A 24,165-nucleotide genomic window follows, 5' to 3' on the forward strand; every position below is an offset into this window, starting at 1 on the left:
TTTCTTGAAAGCATTATATTTAGATTGCAAAAATTACTTTTTAAAAGCTAATTTTTAATTTTAATTAGAAAATATAAATAATAAATTGATAGAATTTAAAATACTATTTTATTTAATAATTACTTAAATAAAATGATTGTTACTAAAGGAAGTTTTTAAATCTATTTGACGCTGACTAAAATACAAAATAAAAGTTGCATTTAATAAAATGCAACTAATTTAATTTTTAATTATTAAAACCCTTTTATACTTCAGTCATAAATATTGAAATTAGAAATTCTATTTTTTTTAATGGGTATTAAAAAAGAGTGAAATCTATTTGGAATACCTGTTTGAATTTGGCTGTTTGCTCCAACTCTAGAACCACGAACATTCATAGGCCCATGTATAAAGTTAATATAAATAGTTTTACTTTCTTCATCAATTTTATAATTATTTATTTCTATTCCATATTCTAATGAAAATTCAGCAGAGATGTTACTTCTAAAAAATTCTGAAACATCTTTGATAAACATATAGTCAAACTTATTAAAATCTAATTTACTTTTGATTGTTTCGTAGTTAAAGTCCCCTTTTCAAGGAGAAAAATTTTCTTTAATATATTTATCAATTTCAGTAATATCATTTAGTTGTTTTTCATCTATAAGAAGCTTAAAATAATTCTCATATTTTTCTTGATCACCTTCCCCTAGTCTAAGTGCTAGCTTTAAATCATTATTATTTTTGATGACACTAATAAATTTTTGATAATTTGGTTCTTTTTCTTGTTGGAGGGCATCTACATAATATAGGTGATTTTTTTGTTTACTTGTAAGAGAATTATAAATTGGAGAATTTTCATATCTTCAGTTGTATTTTCTAGCGAAATAAATCAATTTATCTCTTATTTCTATTTGTCTTTTGGTTGGCTTATCACCAGTTTCTATTGCTCCCAACTCTTTTTCAGGAGAATAAGGTGGATCTTCTTTATTATCTTTAACTATAGAATTTCTTATAATACTAGTTCCGTGAGAAAATACACCAGTGCCTGAATATATTGGATATCAATTACTAAAGGTAAAATTTTTATAGCCATAAAGATTTAATTGAACATAAGGTTTATTATCAATGTTAGTTTTTTTAGAATAGACTGCAGATCCTTTTTCAAGAACCTGGAATTCATTTTGTTTTGGAATATCTACTGGTGCTGGTTCTTGTTCTAGTATAGGTGTATTTTCGACATTGTAGTTAGAGCACGAAATTAATGAAGTAATTGTTGCTGGTGATAATGTAAATAAAAGAAAATATATTAATTTCTTTTTAGATATTTGGTTTAGTAATTTAATCACTTGTAATCCTTTTTGTTTTATTAATCTAAAAATATTAAGAAATAAACGACACATAATTTCTTAAATTTTGTTTCTTGTAAATACTATATTTAGATTTCAAAAATTCCTTTTAAATTTTAAATAAAAGATTGGAATTGAAAATTGATATTTCACTTTTATTTATATTAATTCAATTTTATAACAAATTTAAAAAAGTTGCTTTCTCAATTTGAAAGCAACTTCAATTATTAATTATTCAAATTTTTTGATACTTCAGTCATTAATTTCAAAATCAGTAATTTTATTTTTTTCAAAGGGTAGAAAAAAGGAGTAAAACTTACTTGGTAAAGAAGTACTTATCGCATCACCAACCGTTTGATTTGAAGAGTCATTTTTAGTTGCTTGACTAACAAAAATTCCTCATTTCATATAGATATTCTTGTTTACCACATCAATTTTATAATTATCTATTTCTAAACTTTCATCAAGTCAATAATCTTCTTCGAGATTATTACGGAAAAAGTAAGAAACATCTTTAATAAATATGTAATCATACTTATCAAAATCAAGTTTTGCTTTTATAGTATCGTAATTAAAAGAAGAACTTCAAGGGAAATATTTTTCTTTTATCTCTTCATCTACATTTTTATTTTTCTTGAGATCTTCGTTTCATGGCAAAGATTTAAAATAATTTAAATATTTTGCATGATCCTTTTCATTAAGTCTAAGAGAATCTTTTAAATCGCTACTACTTGTAACTAAACTACTAAATTTTTGATATTTAGGATCGTTATCTTGTTCGCTTGCATCAACTAAAAAATCAGTTATTTTTTGTTTGTCATCAAGTAATTTATAAACAGGTGAGTTTTCATAAACTCATCTATTTTTGCTTGCAAAATAACCCCATTTTTTCTAAGTTCTGTTTCTGTTTTATCATTTTTAACTAATTTAAGTGATGAAGATGTTTCACTATTATTTTCATTTTTTGAAACACTATAAATTGGGATTTCTCTTCATTCATAATGTCCAAAATCTTGATATATTGGGTATCAGTCTGTAAAAGTAAAAAAGGTAATAACCAAAAGTATTGATTTTTACATATGGCTTTATTATCAATCTTAGTCGTTTTTGAATATACTTCAGCACCCTTTTTTGTTTCAGAACTATTGCTACAAGCAACTAGTGAGATTACTACAAGTGAATTAAGTTCAATTTTGGTTATTGTTAACAATAACCATCTTTTTTTAAACTTCTGAGTATGTGAGAGAAACATCTGAATCACCTTTCAATATTTGTTTGGTTTTGAAATATAGGTATTATGCAATTTTTATTCGATAACCCTTAATTACTAAACAGATTGTAATTTGAAATCATTGATTCTGTTTTTAAATTAATATTCTTTTGCATAAACTGGCTTGTTTTGGAATATCCAAAAAATAATAATAAGTTGTATAAGTAAAAAATTTAATTCTTTTAGAAATTACCTAAAGTTCAATCATCGATGACAAATTGAGTTAGCTTATTTTTTTCAATAGGAATGAAAAAGGAATTAAGTCTATCGGGTAAAGAATTTAGATAAAACCCTAATGTTTTCTTTCCGTATTTTTTTGGTGCACTAGGTGCTATATCGTATCCAAGATAAATTTTCTTTTGATCTAAATTGATTTTATAATCTCGAAGTTGAATTCCGCCGCTCAACCAAATCTCAATTTCATCTCCATTTTTGAAGAAAACTGATTCATCTTTTACAAATAAGTAGTCATATTTATCAAAATCAAGTTTGTTATTTATAGTTTCAAAATTAAATGTAGTTGATCATGGCTCAAATTTGTTTTTTATGTAATTTGTTGAATCCTTATTTTTCTTGACTTCATCTTCACTAAGTAATTTTTTGAAATATTCTCTATATTCATTTTGATCATTTTCTTCAAGTCTTAAAGAAGATTTTAATTCAGTTGAGTTTTTAATCAAGCTAATATATTTTTGTGATGATGGCTCATTTTTTTGTTCACTAAGACCTAAAGCAAAAATTTCATCTCTTTGCTTTTCATTAAGCATGTTGTAAATTTCTGAATTTTTGTATGTCCACTTGTATTTTCGAATAAAGTACCCCCATTTATTTTTGTTTTCAGTTTTGTCATTAGTATCAACATTATTTTTTGTACCCGAATTCTGAATACCATTTGTTTTTTCGATTTCTTCTTTTGTTCATGTTTTAACTTTTCTTAGATGAAAAGTTTCTTCATCATAGAAGGCAGGATATCAATTACTAAAGGTGAAGTATGGATAGCCGTAGAGATTAATTTGAACGTAAGGTTTTTTACCTATTTCGGTTTCTTTTGAATATATAGCTGCACCCTTTTTAAGAAAAACGTGCTGACTGCACGATGCTAATGTTAATGAAATTGTTGAAATCGAAATTACAGATGTAATCATTAACATTTTTTTTATTTTTCTATAAAGTTGAGTATGTAAAGGCAACATCTAGATCTCTTTTTCTATCCGTATCGAAAGAGAAATTAAATGCATAACTTCCGGTTTCAGTTGCTGTAAATTCAAATGTAATTGTATTTGCTTTTTCAGCTTGACCTGAGAAAACCATTTCATTATAGACTTTTATTTTCTGATTTGATGGAGTGTATAAGTTGACTGAAATAGGGATTGCACCTATATGAGTATATTTAGGATATCCAAAAAATAAAAATGTAGTAATTCATTCACTTTTTAATGAATCAACATTCATCCATGTTGCATTTACTCTATATTTAGTGCCTTTTTTCATATTAATGCGTTCTACGGCAGGGTTAGTATATGTATTAGTCTTTTTCATTTTAAAATAACGAAGGCGTTGTAAGGCTTCTTTTGCTTTTAAAAAGTTAACTCTACCAAAACCTATATTTCCATCATAGGTTTTGGGATTTATATTTTTACTACTATTATATAAAATGTTATCTTCTTCATTATTTCTAGCTCCTGATATTAAAATGCTCTTCATTATCAATGAATCTGCCCCAATATTAAAATAAGGAGAATAATTAGTTTTCAATAGTGTGGCTATTGCACTGACTGTAGGTGTTGCAAAACTTGTACCATATACATTTGGTTTTGTACCATGGTCTATCGCATATTGACTAGTAAATTGATCGGGTGCAGAAACAGAAATATAATTTGTGTACTTTGAAAATTCTGTGAAGTATTCAGGCTTTATATGTTTAGTATTTTCAAGTGCACCAACTATTATTGAATTATAAGATAGGGAAAAAGATTCAATATACATAGCGATATAGCCAGGTGTTTTATAAGTTATTGGATTATTATTGTCATCAAATTTTCTTCTATCAATATCGTTACCTGCAGCCTTAATAAAAACAACTTCAGGGTTTTCATTAATAAAATTATCTAGCCAGATAGCGTTTGGGTTATCTTGATATGTAATTCAAGAATTTTCATCATAGCCATCGGTTTCACCTCAACTATTATTTATTATATAAACACCATTTTTAACTAACCACTCAATTGATCCTTTTACTCCAGTTATGCCATATGTTTTATCGCTATATAAACTAGCATAAGGATTTATTCCTTGTTTTCCAACAATTACTTCAGCAACTTTATTAGCATGGTCACTATTTGTACCATCGTAAACTGTAATGTCAGTTGAACTAAAAATTGATGATTGTCTATCAACAACTCCTTTTGCTTCAAGAACACCTACATTTGTTCTTGCTCCAACTTCTCAAAGTTCCCTTGCTCATTTTCTTTCTTCCCTGAGAACTTCTTCATCAAGACCTACGTATTTATATCTTTTCTTATTGTATTCATAATAATTTTTTCAGAATGTTTCTTCTTTATCTCATCTAACTATTTTTTTATTTGAATCATAAAATAAACCTGTAGGTTGATCGAAGTGGCCGTTATCCATCGGTTGATCAGTATTAGCTTTTTCTCATTAGTTATAGTTAAAATTAGTATCGTGAACATTTATTTGTAAAATATTATTTAAATCCATTTTAAATTTTCCTAAAATTAAAAACAGATTTTTAAAATCATCTAAATCATTAAAAGTAGTAGTAAATGTTAAAGTATGTTTACCATAAAAATACTGGCGATTATCTTTAACCAAATTTATTAAACCTTTAACATATTTATTAATTATTGTTTTATCAACTCCTGATTTAAAAACTATTTCAATGCGATTTGCACCATTTCTAATTATTTCTTCTCTATCAGAAATGCTGTTGCTATTTAATTCTTTATAAGATCTATAGTTCAAAAATGATCCTTTAATTACTTCCTGAATTGAATTAGCATTTTTAATTTGTTCAAGAAATTTTTCTTCAATTGATTTATTTGAACTATCACTTATATTTTTTTGCTCAACATTAATTGCTGAGATACCTGAGAAACTAGATGCTAGTATTGCTCCTGTTGTTAATAAACTAAAAAATATTTTTAGTTTTTTATTTTGTTTAAATTTCATATTTTAACCTCTTTAAAATTTTTTTATAGAAGACTTTAAGAAATAAAATTAGTTGAGATTTTATGACTTCTTTCTTCTTGCGCGCATTATAAAACTAATGCAAAATAATTTTTAAATACGAATATTATGGTTTTTCATAAAAGGTAAAAATAATAAAATGGTATAATATGAAACACACGATTAAACGCTAAACTAGTAATAAATTTTTTCAAAATTAAGCATTTAAACTAAAATTATTTATGAATTTTGATACTAAAAAAATAAAAAAGTTACATCTTGAAAAAGATGTAACTATGATTTATAAGTTAATTAACTTATCTTTTTAAATGATCAATCATCCACCTTAAAATCAGATATGCTCCCTTTTTCTACTGGTAATAAAAATGAATGAGATCTTTTAGAAACACCTGTCATGATAATATCTGGCGCTGCTAAATTTTTGTCTTTCGGTGCAGTCGGTTTATAATTTCAAGAAATTGAAATTTCCTTACTGTTTTTGTCAACTTCATAATTCGAAATTTCTAAACCACCATCTAAAAAATATTCGCTACCATTTCCTTCGGTATGAAAATATCTTGCTAAATCTTTTATAAAAATATAATCATATTTTTTAAGATCTAATTTACTTTTAATTGCATCATAATTAAAAGTGTTGGATCAAGGTAAAAAGTTTTTTTCCAAAAAAGAATTCTTATCAGTTACATTTTCTAGAGTAGATTTTTCTGAGATTGATTCAAGATATTTTAAATAAAGATTTTTACTTTCATCATCTAATCTCAATGATGATTTTAGCTCTTCATCAGTTTTAATTAAACTAATGAATTTTTGACTATCAGGTTCTTGTTTTTGTTCAAGTGCATCAACTAAATAATCACTATCTTTTTGTTTATCACTTAAAGAATTATAGATAGGAGAATTATTGTAAACTCACTTATATTTTGGAGCGAATAGCCCTCATTTTTTTCTGATGTCTTTTTGCTCTTCGGTTTCTTTTCCAATAGTAATTAATTGATTACCTGTTTCAGGAAATTCAGGATCTACAGTAACCTTATTATCGCTACTATTTCTAATGATAAGTTTTCTATATTTAAGAGTGTTAGAATCAGAGTTTGTATATGTTGGGTATCAATTACCGAATGTAAAATCTTCATATCCATATAAATTGATTTGAACATAAGGTTTTTTATCTACTTCGGTTGTTTTCGAGTAAACTGCAGCGCCTTTGTTGAGTTCTTTGGGATTGCTGTCGATACTGCTACATGCGACTAGAGAAATTGTTGAAATTACACCAACCGCTAAAGTTGTAAATAAAAAAATTAATTTTCTTTTTTTAGTTTTTGGATTAGATATTATTTTCATCTTATACTCCTTGATATTTATGATAATTGTTTTTCATTATGATTATAATTCAATTAAAAAAATGAAAAATCAAAATAGCGATTTTTCATTTTAAAAATTTTTCAAACCGAAAAAAGTGGTATAATTTATGTTAGATTAATCTAGTTGGCTTTATTTCTAAAATTTACTAGGTTTTAAGAATAATAAACTACTAAAATTATTAAACTGATTTTACTTTATAGTCTAATTCAAATTTAATTTCTGGTTTTAAAGCATTTGCAACATAACAATATTTATGAGCTTTTTCCATCATTTCATTTGCTAATGAAATGTGTTCTTGATCCTTAATTAAGACAGTTGGATAAAGACCTACTTCAGTAATTTTTGTATCTGCTGCACTAGTACCTTCTAGAGTAACTGTTGGTTTATCTTCATAAGCATAAACTGTAATTTTACGGTTTTTAGCTAGTGCTAAAAAAGTTAATAAATAACAATTACTTAAAGCTGAAGCTAATAATTCTTCAGGATTTCAAAAGTGATTTTGAAATCCAGTTTCAGAAAAACCACCTGTGATTTTTTCTTTATTATTTAAATGACTAGTAATATTAATAGCTTTATTGTAATTACCATCAATAAATTCTTCACCTTTTAATTCCCATTTGACATCAGCATGATGCAAACTTTTTCTTGTTTTCATATGAACCTACTTTCATAATAAATTATAAATAAGAAAAATAAAAAGTAACAGCAAATGCTATTACTTAAAAATTTGTTGCTAAAAGCAAATTTTCTGTTTAATAATTTTACTAAAATTATTGCTTCTAAGACATCGCCTTAATTTTTCTTACTAAATCATGATGGTAATTTGCTCTTATGCCCATCTTCTTGGGTTGTTTTTGTTTTCGTCTCACTTGTTAGAGAAATGTTATTAACAAATTTACTAGTTAAAGATAGTTTTTCAGTCAAAGGAAGAGGTTCATCGAATAAAAATTCTTTGGTATTTTTATTTTCTAAATCAATTTCCATTGTCTTGATAAGTTCTTTAATTTCTTCAGATTTTTCCATTGTAGATAATACTTGATTACTTTTAATTCCAGTAGCGATTACACTTACATAAATATCATCACCTGCATTATTATCCATTGAAGTTCCAAAAATAATGTTGCAATCTTCACCTACAGCTTGTGTAATTACACTGACTGCTGTGTTGATTTCTTTTAGCGTAATATTTGCTCCACTAATATTAACAATTGCATCGGTTGCGCCCTTAATTGAAGTTTCAATAATAGGGCTACTGATTGCATGAATTGCAGCCTTAGTAGCACGGTCTTCACCAACAGCTCTTCCCATTCCAATAATTGCATTACCTTTATTAGACATTACTGTTTTAACATCAGCAAAATCTAAATTGATATGTGCTGGAGCAGAAATAATATCTGTTAGTGTTTTAACTGTTAGTTTTAAAATCGTATCAGCAAAGACAAAACTATCATTCATAGGTACATCACCATATTGCTCTAGTAATTTTTCGTTACTAATTGTAATAATGGAATCGACTTTCTGAGATAGTTTAGAAATACCTTCTAAAGCATTGTTTTTACGTTTATTACCTTCGAAAATAAAAGGAGTTGTAACAATTGCCACAACAAGAATTCCCAAACTTTTTGCAATTTCTGCAAAAACTGGTGCTGCTCCAGTACCTGTTCCACCACCCATTCCGGCAGTGATGATAACCATATCAGCACCTTTTAATGCTTGCTTAATTTCAGCGATACTTGATTGTGCAGCTTCTTCTCCTACTTGAGGATTAGCTCCTGCACCAAGACCACGAGCACTGGTTGAGTTTTCATTATCTGCTCCAAGGTGAAGTTTTACCAAAGCAGGTGAAGCATCAAGAGCTTGCTTATCAGTATTGGCAACGATAAATTCAGCGCCACTTAAGTCGCTGTTAATCATGTTGTTAATACTATTAGTTCCTGATCCTCCAACACCGACTACTTTAATAATAGCTGTGTTTGTTTTTTCTGACATTTGACCTCCCAAGGTTTAGTTAATGATACTTTTTCAGTTTATTAGGGCTTTTGACTTCGTAAAAAAATTCAGGGAAAGTGTAAGTACTTTCAAAGTTGTAAGTCACGTTTGCTTTTTGATAGATACGGTTTAAATATTGATGAGAAAGTTCATTCTCATTAAATTCAAACTCGGTGTTTTGATTTTCGATAAAGACTATTTTAGAATTTGTGATAAAAGCATCACTTGCTCGGAATGCTTTTCCCATAAAGTTAAAAGCACCACTAAAAACAACTACCTGTTTTGTTGCATAGTCACTGAATTTTTCACTTAAAAATTCATGCAGTTTTTCTCAATATAAAATGATGTAATTTTCTATTTCCTTGAAATAATCTGGATATGATAAGAGAGGAGAGAGAGAGTTGAGATTATTTCTTAATTCAGGATTTTCGACGATTAAATCAAATTTTGAAGCATAAGTATAAAGTGTCTTTTCAGCTTCTAGGGCATTTAGGTTAAATTTGTCATGTAACCATTTTATGAAGTAGTTTTCACCAAATCTAAATTGCTCAATTTTCACGATTTTGTCGTTTTTACGTTGCGTAATAAATGTGGCGTTGCTTGATAAATGCACGTTGATGTAATCGCTGCCATTATCTTTTAAAAGTGAGTTTGAAATTTCAGCAAAGGAATAGATTTTGTTAATTACTAAGCCTAATTTTTCAAGTGCTTCACAAAGTTCATAGTATTTATCGTTTTCAACATAGGTAATTAGGGATTTGATTTTAACACGTTTTAATTCGCTAACATCATTTCAGTTATCGAACTTTTGTCAATAATTACTGTGTTTTGATATTGAATATTCTAAAGGAGTGATATTAATTGCAAAGTCTTCCTGATTTTTTTTGCTAAAATCACTGTCAATGCTTTTTAAAAATTCTCCAGTAGAATCTAGATTTTCATCACTGTCTGCTTGCTCGCTGTTCTTTTTAATATGGATAGTACTTTTTATAGCTTTTGTACGAGCATTTAAAAAATTATCCTTATAAACAACGTCAATTTTGTTTGGAGCAAATCCTAATTTTTCTTTGTGCAAGACAATAAATCGGCGTGCATTAGAAATTTCTTCATTTAAATTAGTGATATCTAGATAAAACTTTTCATCAATAATTTTAAAAGAGCAGGCTTCATCGGTTACATAAGTAACAAAGCGAATACTCGAAAGATCCACTTCAACAAAGCTTTTTGTCTCTCTTGTAAAATTCATAATTTGCTCCTTTCTTCAGTATTTTTACAATTTTTGTAGTACTCTCAGTTTGGCACTGCGAGCACGTTTATTTGTTTCAATTTCGTTTTTATCAGCTGTAAAACTTTTAACTTTATATTCTTTAACTTCCATTAACGGAAGTTTTGAATCATGTTTATTTTTGATTAATTTACCAAAAAAATCTTTGACAATTTTGTCCTCTTTTGAATGAAATGTAATCACCATTAACTTAGAGTTTTTTCGCATAAATTCTAAGCATGTTGGTAAAACTTTTTCTAAGACTTCAAATTCACGATTAACAGCAATCCTTAGTGCTTGAAAAACAGTTTTAGCAGGATTTTTTTCACGCAAAACTTTTGCAGGAAGGGCTTTTTTAATCACATCAACTAGTTCCATAGTTCTATATAAAGGTCTATTTTTAATAATGGCCTTCGCAATTACGTGGGGTAATTTTACATCAGCGTAGTTATTAAAGATCTTTAATAAATCTTGATAGTCTCAATGATTAATAATTTCTTGCGCAGTTAGTTGCGTATTTTGATCCATTCGCATGTCTAATAAGGCATCTTTGTTGTAACTAAATCCTCTTTGGGCATCATCTACATGAACGCTAGAAATACCTAGATCAAATAAAAAGTAATCAACTTCTGAAATTGCTAATTCTTCTAAATAAGTCTTCATATTTTCAAAGTTCGACTTAATCAAAGTGCTATTAGGGAATTTTTCTAAATGCTTTCGACTATTTTTTATCGCAAAGTCATCTTGATCAAAACCAATTAATTTCAAGTTAGGATTTTTTTCTAATATTGCTCTGGCGTGACCAGCATAACCTAAAGTGGCATCTACATAAAGTGCTTTTTTATCAGGCTCGATTTGTTCTAAAACTTGTTTTAACAAAACAGGTATGTGCAAATCCATGAATTATTCACTGCCTTTTTTATCATTACGATTAAAAATTGCAGTTGCTGCTTTAGCATAAGCTTCATCATTCATTTCATCGTCAAAGGAATCGTAGGCTTCTTTTGATCAAATCTCTACTTTGTTTCCAATTCCAACAAAAACAACGTCTTTTTTGATAGAGGTTTTTTCAACAATGTTGTTGGTCAATTTAATTCGACCAACTTTATCAACTGTAACTTCTTCAATTCTTTGATAAAAAGCACGTTTATATTTAATTGCTTCAATATCTCTTAAATCAATTAAGTCCAGTTTTTGTGACTCAGCATTAAAGTCTGCATCAGTTCACATTTCTAAGACATTATTAAAAGTTCTAAATAGAAAAAAACGAGACCCAAAATGGTCTTTAAACTTAGTTGGAATTGCAACCCTAAGGTTGTCATCCAAGGTGCGTTCAAAATTCCCGAAATTCCCCATTTTTTCCCCTATCTCTTCTATTTAACCACAAATTTGGACAAAGTTGTAAATTTTTTCGGCTTTTCAGTCAATTTTTTAGCTAAAAATGACTGATTAGTCAAGTTTTAGTTACTCTATTAATATAAATAGGGGTGATTAGTATTATCTTCAAGTTAGTTTGATGTCTTTTTTAGAAATAAAAAAGACACTTTTAATAAATTAAAAAACTAGTTTTTGCTCATAAGACTAATAATTAATAATGTTAAATTTGACTAGTAAAACCACTCATAAAAGCAGCAAAAATAAAATCAGAAAAAGTGCGTAATTTTTCTGATGAAAAAACGCTTTTTTCTGATATTATAAAAAAACGAACTTATACTTTTAGTTCAAGATTGTTGTCCCGTTAAACAACATTTTGCGACTTATTCGTAAATCCATAAAAGTAAATTCTAGGCAAATTTAAATTTATATATGAATATATTCAGGAGAAATCATGCGTCAAACAACTATTGTTAAGCACCTTGAAGTTGACAAAAAATGATATCTAATCGATGCTGAAGGGCAAGTATTAGGTCGTGTTGCAGCTCAAGTCGCAACAATCTTACGTGGAAAAAACAAACCTACTTTTACTCCAAATGTTGACATGGGAGACAATGTAGTAATTATTAATGCTGAAAAAATTGTTTTAACAGCAAATAAAGAAACTAAAAAAATGTACCACCGCCACTCAGGTTATAAAGGTGGTTTAACTTCTCAAACAGCGGCAGTTGTTAGAGAGAAAAAACCTTATGCTTTATTAGAATTAGCAATTAAAGGGATGTTACCTAAAACTGCTTTAGGTAGAAAACAATTTAAAAACTTATTTGTTTATGTTGGTCCAGAACACAAACAAGCAGCACAACAACCAGTGAAAATTGAGGTGAAATAATGGCTGATGTAATGTTTAGAGGGCTAGGAAGAAGAAAAGCTTCTGTTGCTCGTGTTATTTTAAAACCTGGTAGTGGTGCTTTCGTAGTTAATAACCGTGAAGCAAAAGAATACTTAAAAAGTGACATCTATATTAAAGATGCTTTACAACCTTTTGGAATTACTGACACAGTTAATAAATTTGACATTAAAGTAACCGTTAGAGGTGGAGGACTTTCAGGTCAAGCAGGTGCAATTCGTTTAGGAATTGCTCGAGCATTATTAGAAGTATCTGAAGATCACAGAAGAACATTGCGCCCTGAAGGGATGCTTACACAAAATTCAAAAGTTAAAGAACGTAAAAAACCTGGTTTACGTAAAGCTCGTAAAGCACGTCAGTTCTCAAAACGTTAGAAATTTTATTAAAAAATTTACCAGTTACTATATACTTTATAATTGGTAAATCATTTATGGGAGCGTAGCTCAGCTGGTTAGAGCACACGACTGATAATCGTGAGGTCGATGGTTCAAGTCCATTCGTTCCCACCATATATTAGAGACAATCAATTCCAAATAAAATGCAAAATAACCGTTATCGAAACGGTTATTTTTTAATTCACTATTTTTTAAAGATCACTATCAGTTAAAACAATATTTGAATCATTCATATTAAAATCAGTAATTTTGCCTTTTTCAACAGGTATTAAAAAAGATGTTGTTCTAGGTGATTCAGCAAGTAAGACTCCATTATTTTGATTACATGTGCGACAAAATTGTTCGTCTACAAAACCAGCTTTCATTTTAATTGTTTTATGTTCAATATCAATTTTATAATCTAATAATTCAATACCTGCTTCCGTTCTAGAAACAGTTAAGTAAGTAGAGACAAAATATTCTCAAAAATCTTAAACAAAAAGATAATCATGATCTTTTAAATTCAATTTTTCTTCAATTACTTTTTGATTAAAACTTTCAGATCAAGGTTTTAGTTTTTTAAGTTCATCACTTGTTAAGGTTGTACCTTCAACTCGTTCAAAATAAGAATTATATTTTTGTTCATCTTCGCTAGTTAATCTAAGTTGTTTTTCAAGGCTTTTTGTGTCTTTAACTAAGCTGATTGTTTTTAAGTAATTGGGAAAACCTTTTTGAATAGAAAAATCCCTGAATTCAGCTCAGTCTTTTTCTTCCCCATTTTCAGAAGACCATTCATGAATACCTTCATTATCATATTCTCATTTATCTTTCTTAATAGATGTATTGAAGTATTGACTTTCATCACCAGTATTGCTTGGTCCATATTTTTGGTATGATCAATATCAATCACTAAAAGAAAAATAATAATTATAACCTACAATATTTAGTTGTACATAACTTTTGTCATTTGATATTTTCTTGCTATAAACTTCAGCAGTATCACCGACATATTGCATGTCTCGCATCTCTGCTCAAAAATTACATGAAACTAATAAGGAAGTCTCAGCAATAGTTAATGGCAATATAGTTAAGGTTAAAAGTTTCAATTTATTAAGTTTTTCATTTTAATTTCTCCTGATTAATGAATAATTTAAATGATTATTCATCGCTCATTTCATTTGTTATTATGACTGAGTACACAATTTAACATTGATATTAAAATTAGTAAAGAATATGTAAATCATATTAATAATAGTTTAAGTTCATTTGATTTTGTTTAAACATGATAACTCCACTTTTTTATATCAAATTTACATAATTAAATTATAAATGATTAATATAGACAGTGTTTGTAATTAAAATATAAAACTTTTGTCAAATTTATTGAAATTTTTAATAAGGAACCAAAAAAAATGCTAGATTGCTATTATTTAAATATGCTACTCATAATAATAAATAAAATTCAGGCTACAAAAACAAAAAACTAAAATATGGTTTGTAAATATTTTTTTGTTAATAAATGATTTTATTTTTAACTAAACATTCTTTTTTAGTAATAAAATTAATCAAAAAGTTGTTTTTATGCTCTTATACACCTAAAAAAGTAATTTTTTAAATAAATTTAAAATTTTCAGTTTGATATGAAAAAAATTAAACTTTTTCAATTATTTTTTAATTTTTTTGTAAAAGTTGTAAGATTTTTATATATAGAAATTTACTTTTTTAAAGTAATGGTTAGGAATATTATGTCAAATTTACCCGAAAAAATGAAGGCTTTAGTCTGGAAAGGTAATGGTGAAGTTAAATTAATTGATAAAGATACGCCCAAATTAATTAAAGACTCAGATGCTATTGTGCATATGGAAACTACCACAATTTGTGGTACTGATTTAGGTATCAAACACGATAAAATACCTTACATGGATAAAGGCACAACCTTAGGTCATGAAGGTGTTGGAACAATTGTTAAAGTTGGAGTTGATGTTAAAGACCTTAAAGTTGGTGATCGAGTTATAGTTTCAGCTGTTAGCACTTGTGGAATTTGTGATAATTGTAAAAAAAATCTACAAGCTCACTGTACAAATGGTGGTGGTTGAATCTTTGGTTACAAAATCGATGGTACTTTAGCTGAATATGTCAGAGTACCTTTTGCTGATCATTCATTAATTAAACTAGATAATGATATAACTGTTGATCAAGCTATTTTTACTTCAGATATTTTACCTACAGGTTATGAAATTGGTGTCTTAAAAGCAAATATTAAACCAACTGATTCAGTTTTAATAGTTGGTGCAGGTGCAGTAGGAACTGCAGCCTTATTAACTGCATTAACTTTTAATCCAAAAATGGTAATAGTTGCTGATATTAATGATGATCGCTTAGAACTTTCTAAAAAATCAGGAGCAACTCACGTAGTTAATAGCCGTGATGCTTCTAAAGCTGCTGAAGAAATTTATATGTTAACTAATGGTCAAGGAGTAGATGTAGCAATTGAAGCTGTAGGTTATCCTGCAACCTTTGATCTAGCACAAGTAACTATTGCAGTTGGTGGACACATTTCAGTAGTTGGAGTACACGGTAAACCTGTACCATTTAATTTAAATAACTTATGAATTAAAAATATTACTGTTTCAACAGGATTAGTAAGTGCTAATACAACAGTTGATTTACTAAGTAAAATTAAATCAGGTAAAATCTCAACCGAATTATTATCAAAACCTGAACACCGTAATTTTAAACTAAGCAAAATAGATCAACCAAATGAAGCATTTGATATTTTTGAAAATGCTGAAAAACATCACGCCATGAAGGTTATTATCAGAAACGATATCGAAAGATAACTTTAACTTTTAAATTAAACTGAATAAAAAACTAAGCATTCAATTTTAGAAATTGAAACTAATAAATAATTAAAATTAGTCACTCAAATTTATTTGGGTGATTTTCTTTTGCTTCCGAAAAATTTTAGAAAATACCTAAATAATTTATTTCCTAAAATATGAACTTTTTGAAGAAGATACCAAAGCGATATCAAAAAAATTTTTAAAAGCCACGATAAAAAAATTAATTACTTTTTTCAATTTTTTTATTTTTTATTCACAAAAAAATTAAAAATAACAAAAAATTGGTTTTTGATTAATTTTTAGTCAAAAAACCAATTTTTTGACTAATAATAAGAAAGTGACAATACAAATATTTTTTTAATGTTTTTTCCTAAATATTTTTTAAAAAAATCTTGGAAAAAAAATTAATTCAATAATATTTTTATGTTTAATTAAACATCAAATTTAAGAGAAGAGATTTCCAAAAAAATAAGAAAGGTATTAATAAATCAATATGAAAATTAAAAGACGAAGACTTTTAATTGCACTTTCAGGATCTTTAATAGTTTCAGCAAGTGCTTTAATTGCAACTGCATGTGCAGTAAATCAAGATAATGGAGACAACTCAGGTTCAACTGAATTACCACCAGTAAATCAAGATAAAACAGACCAACAAAAAGCAGCTGAACAAAAAGCAGCTGAACAAAAAGCAGCTGAACAAAAAGCAGCTGAACAAAAAGCAGCTGAACAAAAAGCAGCTGATAAAGATAATCTTAATAACAACCTACTGACAAGTCCTGATTCAAGAATTAAGTTAGATAAACTTAATTTACTTGCTCTTGGTGATTCAGTTGCTGCAGGTTTTAACGGAGAATACGGTTATCAATTATCAGGTGATTCTAAAAACGCAGGACTAAGTTATATTGATTTCTTAGCTAATTTTGTTAAATCAGTTGATGAAACAAAATTAGAATCATATGATAACTATGCCTTAACTGGGTCAACTTTAAAAAATTGATTATATCTTTTAAATAGTGATGATCAAAGTCAATCTAATCAAAATAGCTTCAATTTTTTGCGTTCTTTAGACTCTAAAGAAGATAATCCTTTTAAAGATTCTGTAAAAGAAAAATTTGGATCATTTAGTAAAGATGATTTAAATAAATTATATGAAAAAATTAAATCTGCTAATTTAATTACAATTAATTTAGGAGCAAATGATTATTTAAATGCACTTAAAAATTTATTCCCAATGATTTTTAGCGGAAAAGTAGGTTTTAGTTTATTAACCGATATTAATAAAATAACTGCAGTAATTCAAAGTGATATTAATAAAGTAAGCGAACTAATTAAAAAGATGAATCCAAATGCACAAGTTGTATTTTTATCTTATCCAATGCCATTATTAAGACTAACTGATACATTAAATGAAATCATAAAAACTAAAATCAGTTTCTTTGATGATCCTGCTGATTTAATTTTGGGATTCTTAAATAACGCAATTAAAAGTGCAGTTACAAAATTAAGAGTAGATAATAAAAACGTTAGCTTTATAGATGTTTATGATAAAGATGATTGAGCAAAAAATAGTGATACTTTCGCACCAACAATTTTTGATATTCACCCTGGTACAATTGGTTATAAAAAAATTGCTCAAGACTTATTTTTGAAATTATTTTTAAAGCAAAATAATCAAAAAGAATTATCTAATTTAATTTCTAATTGAGACAAGATTTATTTTACAAATGATGAAAATAAATTTAATAAACTAAATCTTTTTAATCAAAAATATTCCGATCGTGAACTAGTCCAAAAAGTTTATGGAACAAGTGAAAAAGATATTCTATTAAAATTAGATGAACTACAAATTAAATTTAAAAATGTTAAACATTCATCTATGAAAGATGTTGTTTCTTCTTATGTGAATTCTAATAAAACTGAAGTAAAAATGCTTGTCAAAACAATGTTTTCACAAGTCGCATCTTTTGGTTTTCCACTGGATTTATCTTCGTTACTAAATTTCATAAATGATGATCAAAATTTTGACTGAATAGTTGATTCATTAATTAATTCTGAAGTCATAACAAATCTATTATTTAATTTACAAAACGCCGTAAATACCGATGATTTAGATCAAAATGGAATAGCAGGAACACAAAAAATTACACTTGCAATTCTAAAAGATCAATTTGTAAAAATGTTATCAAAAGATGATGCAATTTTACCTTTTATTAATACCTTAGTTTTGGGATTAAAAACTAAAACAGATCAGCAAAAATCATCTATTAAAAAAGTTGTTTCTGATTTTCTAAAAACAACTTTTGAAAACGATCAAATGGGTACACTACTTTTCAAATTAGTGGAACAATTAAAATTACCTTTAGAAATTAGTGAAACATCTTTTAAGGGAGTTTTAAAAAATCAAAACTTACTAGATTTAATAAATTTAGCAGTTAATGATTTCTTAGAAAATAGTGATCAATATGTTTCGCTTGCATCATTAAATCAATTTCTTTCTAAATTAATTTCTAGATTAAAAGATAAACAAGAATTCATAGATTTAATAAAAAAGTTATTTAGGCTTCTTTTAAAAGACGAATCATTTAAAACATCAATTACCACTAAAGTTATAGAAGAAGCCGAATTAAAAATTAAACCTGAAGATAATAATTTCAAACTGTTTAAAGATAGTTTGGCAAATGTAGTTGATGGCTTTTTAACTAAAGATATTTTTGATGTTTTGATAAAAGGTGTTTTATCAAAAATTGATTTAACTAATTTAAATCAAATAACTAATCTTCCTTTTGCAGATTTAATTAAATCTAAAATCTTTAATTTAGATGGAATGTTATTTACTCTAAATTTAATTAAAGAAGACAATAATTTTGACATTCATTCGTTTGCAAGTTTAGTTAATATTTTCTTTGAAACTTCAGATACAGAAACAAGTAGTTTATATAGAGAACTCTTTGAAAAAAATTATTCATCTAGTTCAGAATCAAAAATTGGCTTTGGTTGAGATATATTTGGAAAATTAAAGGAAGTAATAAGTGAATTCTCAGTTTTACTTGCTAGTGAATATTTTAAAGAGAGTAATTCTGAAATAAAAGATGTTTACAAAAAAGCAATGTACAGACTTGAAATAACTTTCTATACTTTTGCAACAAAATATCTTGGTGCATGATTTGCATGATCTACAGCATATGATTTTATAAATGTTTGACTGAGAGGTGCAGAAGAATCTGAATCTTACAGACTACAAGAATTAACAATGGGTGCAAAAGCAGATAAAAAAATGTGACAAGTTGGAAGTCCTTCATATGCAACTTATCATATTTATGATAAATGGTATCCTAAGTATGCTAAAGATTTAAAAGAATCACTAGTAAAAGGTTACTGAAAAGATTTAAAATAATTAGATCCCAAACGGGATCTTTTTTATAAATTTATGCTACTAAAATTGATAAAAAACAAAATATTAAAATTGAAAAATTATATTAATAAATGCGTTGCTTTTATATAATAAATTTATGAATAAATTCACGAAGATCCTAGCCAGAATTTTAAATTTTCTAACTTTTGGAAAATTAAGAAAAAAGGCACTTGAAACTAACACCTATCAACTAGATGTAAACGTTAAAACATCATTTGAATATCAAGAACTACTAGATAATCTAGGTGGTAAAGATAATTTAATTAATGCTGAAGCATCTTTATCAAAAATAAAGTTTTATTTAAAAGATAAAAAACTTGTTAACCTAGAGCAAATCAAAAAATATCCAGATGTAACTGGAACATTAGAAAGCAGCAACGCAGTCACAATCATTATCGGAAATGCTGCAAGAGTGATTACACAAAAAATAAATGAGGAATTAAACAATGGAAATAATTAAAAAAGATGAATTACTAGAAATTTTAAATACTAAAAATTTAACCAAAGAAAAACTGGATCGTTATCGCATTATTTTAGATAACTTACTAGATATTAGTCCAAATGATCCTTCAATTACAACAACTATTAATGACAAAACTTATTTTGATCTAAGCAAAAAACTAGATGCAAAATCATTATTGAAAATTATCAATAATGAAAACTTTTCAATTCGTTTAGATATAAACGAATTTCAACAAATTATTGAAGAACTAAAACTTGCCTCAACCGTTGAAGAAGTTTTAGAAATTTCTAAAAAACACAGTTTAGAAATTTCTTCAAACAAATTTAAAGAATTAAGTGTTGATTTTAAAAAGACTTTAGAAAAAATTATTGATAATGTTGAATCACAATCACAAAAATCACTAGTTAATTGAAAAGTATTTTTAAATGAAGCAACATCAATTAATAGTGAAAATAACATTTGACCAATGCATATTGGGTTCTTATTTGTTAGCGTTAATATTGATGGAAAAAGTATTTTTGCACCGTTATTTTTAAAAGAAGTAACCATTCAAATTGCTAACTCAGTTGCTACTTTAAAATCAAATGGCGAATTAAAAGTTAATGAAAAATTACTTTGATTATTAAATAATTCATCATTTGCTTTATCAGTTGATTTTCCTTTTGCAACTGATTCAATCGGAGCATTTATTAATAAAGTTTCAACAGTTTGACAAAATATTTACAACGTAAATATCGACTTATTAGCAGAAATTCAAAAACCAGAAAATAACACAAGTGAAAAAATTACTTTTCATAATGGAATGATTTTAGGACTATATCAACCTCTTGGTGGTTATGCTAGAAATCGCATGGTTGAGATTATTAAAAGAAATGATATCGACAATATCTTTAAAGTTGAATTTAATAAAAATATCAACCGAGAAATTGTAACTAATTCAATTTTTAAGAAAAATTTTGGATTTTATAGAATTGTTGCAACTAACTATTCTCAAGATAAAGCAGTAGTCAGCGCTTTAAATCAAGACACAATTATTTGAGGTCCTCCTGGTACTGGTAAAAGCCAAACTATTGTAAATATTTTGGCCAATATTTTAGCTTATGAAAAAACTGCATTAGTAGTAAGTGAGAAAAAAGCAGCTTTAGAAGTTATCAAAAACCGTATTGCAAAACTAAGTAAATTCGGACTATTTATTCTTAATGATAAAAATATGAAGAAGTCTCATTTTTATGAACCTATTAAAGAATATGTTGAATTTTTAGAAAATTTTAATGGTTCTCAAACATATGAACCTACTGCGATCATGAGCGATGATGTTAAAGAATATGTAAGATTACTTCGTGAATTATTGCAATATGAAAAACATAATGAATTATTCTTTTTAATTGCTAAATTAAAAGAATATCAAGCAAGAATTGATCTGAAATTATTAAGTGATATTAATGCTCTAGATGAAAATCAAAGATACCCTATGAAATTATTTGATGATAATTTTGAAAAAGAATTTTTAAAATTAAATCATTCAAATATTATTTTATCTAAGTTAAATTTAACTGAAAAGCAAAAAAAATTAAATAACTTAATAAGTTTTTTAAAAGAAAATTTTCCTAATTTTAGTGGTGATTTAAACTACCTAATTCCTCTTGTAAAATCACATGATTTTAAATGATTTGAGCATTTAATTTTAATCGAAAATTTAAATACTAAAATTGATTCATTTACTTACACAGATGATATTTTAGAGAATATGATTGCAGCCAAAATTGCTTCAAAAATTGAAAGTTTAGATCATGAATCAGATATATATAAAAAATACCATGCCTTTTCTTCTGCTGCAAAATTAGGAAATATGGTTCCTCATAAATTTATAAAAGAACACTTAGAAATTATTAAATTATTATTTCCTATTATCATCACAACACCTGATACAGATTTATCGGGATGAGAAAAAAATGAATTTGATTATGCAATCGTTGATGAAGCATCACAGATCTTTATTGAAAAAGGTTTACCTATTTTATATTTAGCTAAAACTAAAATTTTAGCAGGTGATGATAAGCAAATGAAACCTACAAGATGATTCTCTGTAAGAAGTAACGATGAATCGGCTTTTGGAAATGTTGATTCTTTATTAGATTATGCTTTATCTTATGGAGTGCACACCATTTTATTAAATAAAAACTATCGCTCACGCTCTGCTGCTTTAATGACTTTTAGTTCAAAACATTTTTATAAATCACAGCTAGATGTTATTGATGATTTTGAAGTTATTGGCAAAAAATCAATTGATGTATTAGAAGTAAATGGTAAATGGGAGGATGGAGTTAATACTGTTGAAATTGAATCTGTACTTGAATTAACTGTCGAAAACCACGAGAAATACGAGAAAATCATCATTTTAGCTTTCAATACAAAACAATTAAATGAAATCACAAATCGGATTTTTTCATCATATCCACAATTAGAAAAAAAATTAAATGATGATCAATTACTACTAAGAAATATTGAAAATATTCAAGGTGATGAAGCTGACTTAATTATTGCAACTTTAGTTTATGATGCAACTAGTAAAGTGCATTCTACCTATGTTGGTAGACCTGGTGGTGCTAACGCCTTAAACGTTGCCATTTCACGGGCTCGTGAAAAAATGATTGTTGTTAAAACAATCAAAGCAGATGATTTAAATAACGTTCAAAATAATGAAGATGTTTCCTTATTTAAAGTCTGATTAAAATTCTTAGAATTATCTTCTGAAGAAAAGAAAAATTATTTACAAACATCACTTGATGAAAATAAAGACTTAAAACATATCAAAAAAAGTGCTTATGAATTTGGTCAGAGATTTCCTGAATTAAATACTAAATTAAATTTTTCTCTAGGTACATTAACTGCTGATTTAGCCCTTTTTAATGCTTCAGATAAATTAGACAGAATGATCATGTTTGATGATTTTGATTATGCTCTGCCTGGTTCAACTTATGAAGACTATATTATTTTTCAAGATAAAATAAATTTTCTTAGAGCTAAAAAATATCCAGTTGAAATCATTACGCCATTAGTAAATTTAAATCGTTGAAAAGAAGATTTCACCCATACTGCTCATAAGATAATTGAAGTAACTTCAGATAACTTACATAAGCTAAATGAAGTTAAAATTACTGAAGAAGAAATTCTTTCTTCAGGAGAGAAAGATCTAATCGAATAAGTTATTTTTACAGCAAACTTTTTACAAATTAGTTTTTGTAAAAAGTTTTTTATTTCTGTGTAATTTTTCTAAATAAAAATATAATTAAGAGAATATGGCTATTAGAGTTAACAAGTGAGTACGAAACTCATATATCTTCGTTGTTGTAACGTCAGTTCTGGCAATTACTTATTTTATCTTACAAGTAGTCTTTATAGATATTAAAGAGATTTATCCTTTTAATGTCTTACAGATCAAAAGTTATACTGCAAGTGAGAATTATATTATTAATCAGTTTTTTATCTATGGCTTAACAGTTTCATTGGTGATCTTGATGCTTTATTATCTGATCTTCTATTTTTATATTTTACCTAGAAGAACCTATACGATTGTATCAAGAACTTTTGCAGCTTATTTTGCTATTTTAGCTTTCTTTATTAACCTTGAGTTTTTATTCCAACTTTATTATAGTGATTGAACTTTTTTACAAGCACTTGTGAATGAAAATTCAGATGTTTATGCAACATTTATTAATATTAATTATGTCAATTACTTAATTCGCCTTGGTATTTATTTAGGAGTAGCAGTTGTTATAACGATAATTTGATTTTCACTTGTTTACTATTACTATAAACGTAAAAATAGAAAATTTGTTGAGTGAAAACGTGCTCAAGCACAACAACAATCATCTAATTCAGAAAATTATGAACAAATGCAGTAAAAATATTTTCGCTTTTAATAATTAATTTCTCTTGTTTTTACAGGAGAAATTTTTATACGACTAATTTTGTTTCAAAATTCTTATTTTTTTAAAAAGTTTTTTGTTAAAAGTGAATATATTTTGGTCTGCAAAGAAAATTTTATAATAAATTTTAATAAACCATTTAAAATGATAGACTATTTTTAATATATGGAAAATACTGGAATTTTTTCACAAATAGTGTTTTTAACAATAATTTTCAAATAATAAATTTATAGATATGTTATATTATTTCTGCAAATTGAATACCTAAAAGCAATAACTACAAATATATTGTAATAAACCTTCAATTAGAGAGTTTATTTTTTTAAAACCTTCATTTTAAGGAAATTTTAGTGCTTTTTAAAGGAGAAATTCTTCATAAATTATTATAGGTTAAAGAAAAGAATGTCTTTAGAATTTCTAGAGACTTTTTTATCTTCGAAAAT

The 24,165-nt window shown here is 26.9% G+C and carries 22 protein-coding genes and 1 tRNA gene; 9 read left to right on the forward strand and 14 right to left on the reverse strand.

Annotated elements, in window-relative coordinates:
- Positions 1-233: 233 nt before the first annotated feature.
- The 3 genes from CJJ23_RS04260 to CJJ23_RS04270 all read right to left on the reverse strand — a co-directional run bounded on the left by CJJ23_RS04260 (position 234) and on the right by CJJ23_RS04270 (position 2,389).
- Complete coding sequence (locus CJJ23_RS04260) at positions 234-1,328, reverse strand: hypothetical protein (protein ID WP_095335111.1); 1,095 nt, start codon at positions 1,326-1,328, stop codon at positions 234-236.
- A 231-nt stretch (positions 1,329-1,559) separates the two neighbouring features.
- The gene (locus tag CJJ23_RS04265) at positions 1,560-1,985 is read right to left on the reverse strand and encodes a hypothetical protein (RefSeq protein WP_095335112.1); all 426 of its coding nucleotides are present in this window, start codon (positions 1,983-1,985) and stop codon (positions 1,560-1,562) included.
- Between the two features lie 146 nt (positions 1,986-2,131).
- Positions 2,132-2,389, reverse strand: a complete 258-nt coding sequence (locus tag CJJ23_RS04270) for a hypothetical protein (protein ID WP_095335113.1) — start codon at positions 2,387-2,389, stop codon at positions 2,132-2,134.
- Between the two features lie 18 nt (positions 2,390-2,407).
- Between CJJ23_RS04270 and CJJ23_RS04275 the strand changes: the two genes are divergently transcribed.
- Positions 2,408-2,620, forward strand: coding sequence for a hypothetical protein (locus tag CJJ23_RS04275; RefSeq protein ID WP_095335114.1), 213 nt, complete (start codon positions 2,408-2,410; stop codon positions 2,618-2,620).
- A 160-nt stretch (positions 2,621-2,780) separates the two neighbouring features.
- Here the strand turns inward: CJJ23_RS04275 and CJJ23_RS04280 are convergent, their stop codons facing one another.
- The 9 genes from CJJ23_RS04280 to CJJ23_RS04320 all read right to left on the reverse strand — a co-directional run bounded on the left by CJJ23_RS04280 (position 2,781) and on the right by CJJ23_RS04320 (position 11,776).
- Entirely contained in the window at positions 2,781-3,791 is a 1,011-nt protein-coding gene (locus CJJ23_RS04280) for a hypothetical protein (RefSeq protein ID WP_095335115.1), read from the reverse strand.
- Positions 3,763-5,229 (reverse strand): S8 family serine peptidase, encoded by a 1,467-nt coding sequence (locus CJJ23_RS04285; RefSeq protein ID WP_095335116.1) that lies wholly within the window; start codon positions 5,227-5,229, stop codon positions 3,763-3,765. The genes CJJ23_RS04280 and CJJ23_RS04285 overlap by 29 nt, the downstream gene beginning before the upstream one ends.
- 27 nt (positions 5,230-5,256) lie before the next feature.
- A complete protein-coding gene (locus tag CJJ23_RS04290; RefSeq protein ID WP_095335117.1) occupies positions 5,257-5,787 on the reverse strand; it encodes a hypothetical protein in 531 nt (176 codons plus the stop codon).
- Between the two features lie 309 nt (positions 5,788-6,096).
- On the reverse strand, positions 6,097-7,146 hold the full coding sequence (locus tag CJJ23_RS04295; protein WP_095335118.1) for a hypothetical protein: 1,050 nt from the start codon (positions 7,144-7,146) through the stop codon (positions 6,097-6,099).
- A gap of 199 nt (positions 7,147-7,345) precedes the next feature.
- Positions 7,346-7,822 (reverse strand): OsmC family protein, encoded by a 477-nt coding sequence (locus CJJ23_RS04300; RefSeq protein WP_084232626.1) that lies wholly within the window; start codon positions 7,820-7,822, stop codon positions 7,346-7,348.
- A gap of 137 nt (positions 7,823-7,959) precedes the next feature.
- Positions 7,960-9,156 carry a cell division protein FtsZ gene (gene ftsZ / locus CJJ23_RS04305; RefSeq protein WP_095335119.1) on the reverse strand — a complete coding sequence of 399 codons (1,197 nt, stop codon included), beginning with the start codon at positions 9,154-9,156 and terminating at the stop codon, positions 7,960-7,962.
- 19 nt (positions 9,157-9,175) lie between these two features.
- Positions 9,176-10,402 (reverse strand): hypothetical protein, encoded by a 1,227-nt coding sequence (locus CJJ23_RS04310; RefSeq protein ID WP_095335120.1) that lies wholly within the window; start codon positions 10,400-10,402, stop codon positions 9,176-9,178.
- Positions 10,403-10,426: 24 nt separating this feature from the next.
- Positions 10,427-11,320, reverse strand: coding sequence for a 16S rRNA (cytosine(1402)-N(4))-methyltransferase RsmH (gene rsmH / locus CJJ23_RS04315; protein ID WP_095335121.1), 894 nt, complete (start codon positions 11,318-11,320; stop codon positions 10,427-10,429).
- A 3-nt stretch (positions 11,321-11,323) separates the two neighbouring features.
- Positions 11,324-11,776, reverse strand: a complete 453-nt coding sequence (locus CJJ23_RS04320; protein WP_095335122.1) for a division/cell wall cluster transcriptional repressor MraZ — start codon at positions 11,774-11,776, stop codon at positions 11,324-11,326.
- 472 nt (positions 11,777-12,248) lie between these two features.
- On the opposite strand from CJJ23_RS04320, the gene rplM reads away from it, so the two are divergent.
- The 3 genes from rplM to CJJ23_RS04335 all read left to right on the forward strand — a co-directional run bounded on the left by rplM (position 12,249) and on the right by CJJ23_RS04335 (position 13,210).
- Complete coding sequence (rplM, locus tag CJJ23_RS04325; protein WP_095335123.1) at positions 12,249-12,683, forward strand: 50S ribosomal protein L13; 435 nt, start codon at positions 12,249-12,251, stop codon at positions 12,681-12,683.
- Positions 12,683-13,075, forward strand: coding sequence for a 30S ribosomal protein S9 (gene rpsI, locus CJJ23_RS04330; RefSeq protein ID WP_084232614.1), 393 nt, complete (start codon positions 12,683-12,685; stop codon positions 13,073-13,075). The genes rplM and rpsI overlap by 1 nt, the downstream gene beginning before the upstream one ends.
- A gap of 58 nt (positions 13,076-13,133) precedes the next feature.
- Positions 13,134-13,210 (forward strand) — tRNA-Ile (locus CJJ23_RS04335).
- A gap of 77 nt (positions 13,211-13,287) precedes the next feature.
- Here CJJ23_RS04335 and CJJ23_RS05085 read toward each other — a convergent pair.
- Together CJJ23_RS05085 and CJJ23_RS04340 are read right to left on the reverse strand one after the other, a co-directional pair.
- Positions 13,288-13,461: a hypothetical protein gene (locus CJJ23_RS05085; RefSeq protein ID WP_180738037.1), complete on the reverse strand. Its 174-nt coding sequence runs from the start codon at positions 13,459-13,461 to the stop codon at positions 13,288-13,290.
- A 105-nt stretch (positions 13,462-13,566) separates the two neighbouring features.
- A complete protein-coding gene (locus CJJ23_RS04340) occupies positions 13,567-14,091 on the reverse strand; it encodes a hypothetical protein (RefSeq protein WP_095335124.1) in 525 nt (174 codons plus the stop codon).
- A 729-nt stretch (positions 14,092-14,820) separates the two neighbouring features.
- On the opposite strand from CJJ23_RS04340, the gene CJJ23_RS04345 reads away from it, so the two are divergent.
- The 5 genes from CJJ23_RS04345 (at position 14,821) to CJJ23_RS04365 (ending at position 23,698) form a co-directional block, all read left to right on the forward strand.
- A complete protein-coding gene (locus CJJ23_RS04345; protein ID WP_234805559.1) occupies positions 14,821-15,915 on the forward strand; it encodes a zinc-binding dehydrogenase in 1,095 nt (364 codons plus the stop codon).
- 496 nt (positions 15,916-16,411) lie between these two features.
- Positions 16,412-19,312, forward strand: coding sequence for an SGNH/GDSL hydrolase family protein (locus CJJ23_RS04350; protein WP_095335125.1), 2,901 nt, complete (start codon positions 16,412-16,414; stop codon positions 19,310-19,312).
- 115 nt (positions 19,313-19,427) lie between these two features.
- Complete coding sequence (locus tag CJJ23_RS04355) at positions 19,428-19,790, forward strand: PTS transporter subunit EIIB (RefSeq protein WP_095335126.1); 363 nt, start codon at positions 19,428-19,430, stop codon at positions 19,788-19,790.
- Positions 19,777-22,998 carry an AAA domain-containing protein gene (locus CJJ23_RS04360; RefSeq protein WP_095335127.1) on the forward strand — a complete coding sequence of 1,074 codons (3,222 nt, stop codon included), beginning with the start codon at positions 19,777-19,779 and terminating at the stop codon, positions 22,996-22,998. Before CJJ23_RS04355 ends, CJJ23_RS04360 begins: the two co-directional genes overlap by 14 nt.
- Positions 22,999-23,092: 94 nt before the next feature.
- The gene (locus CJJ23_RS04365; RefSeq protein WP_095335128.1) at positions 23,093-23,698 is read left to right on the forward strand and encodes a hypothetical protein; all 606 of its coding nucleotides are present in this window, start codon (positions 23,093-23,095) and stop codon (positions 23,696-23,698) included.
- Positions 23,699-24,165 lie beyond the last annotated feature (467 nt).

Source organism: Mycoplasmopsis agassizii (assembly GCF_002276225.1).
Lineage (GTDB): Bacteria > Bacillota_I > Bacilli_A > Mycoplasmatales > Metamycoplasmataceae > Mycoplasmopsis_B > Mycoplasmopsis_B agassizii_A.